Annotated in this window: 1 protein-coding gene; it reads left to right on the top strand. The window is 49.5% G+C overall.

Annotation, left to right across the window (positions count from 1 at the left end; genetic code table 11):
- Nucleotides 1-821: calcium-binding protein (locus QMP16_RS23500; RefSeq protein ID WP_282154384.1), on the top strand; the 821-nt coding region annotated here is incomplete at both ends.

Genomic DNA, 821 nt, shown 5'->3' with positions numbered 1-821 from the left:
GGAACGCTCTGGGGGCAGGATCAGTTCCGCGATCGTCTGATGCACGACATGAAAGCTTCAGGTGCCGTTGTGGGAACGACTCTTGATGACCGATATGTTCACACTGCTGGAGATGGCTCTTACACAATTTCTGACTATGATTACAGTCTTGGAAATGACCATTTAGAGTTCAGTGATCAGACCCGAGAAGACATCCAAGTGCGTCGCGACGGACTAGATGTCAGTTTCCACTTGGCTAATGGTGAAGTTATTACTGTTTTAGGCCAACTGAATTCCAATCAGCGTTCGTCGATCGAAAGCATTGAGTTTGCTGATGGGACAATTTGGGATCAGCAAGCCCTTTTGGACGCGATCGTCCACGATATGAAGGCATCTGGTTCTGTTGAAGGTAGCCATTGGTCCGAAACCCATAGGCACAGTTTAGGAGACGGTTCCTATTCGATCACGAGCCCGCAAAACCTGAGCGGACAAAACGATAAGCTTGTTTTCACGGATGCGACGGCTGATCAAGCTCTGATCACTCGGGATGGTGAAAACGCCGTGATCACCCTGGCCAACGGAGAGCAAGTCGTACTAGTGGGGTATTTCCTCTCTGATCCGGACAAACGGATCGCATCTGTGGAATTCTCGGACGGGGTAGTCTTCACTGATCTTGAGACGCTTCAGCCAGTTGAAGGCGCTTATATCAAAGGTACGGTACATAACGAGTATGTCATCGGAACATCGGGAGACAATATTCTTCATGGCCTTACTGGTGATGATCATTTGCGTGGTGGTGAGGGTGCTGACACGTATCGCTATTCGCTTGGAGATGGTGACGA

It is taken from the genome of Ruegeria atlantica (assembly GCF_947495585.1).
Lineage (GTDB): Bacteria > Pseudomonadota > Alphaproteobacteria > Rhodobacterales > Rhodobacteraceae > Ruegeria > Ruegeria atlantica_G.
Note: the sequence above shows the minus strand (reverse complement) of the source record. Positions and strands in the feature narration are given on the sequence as shown.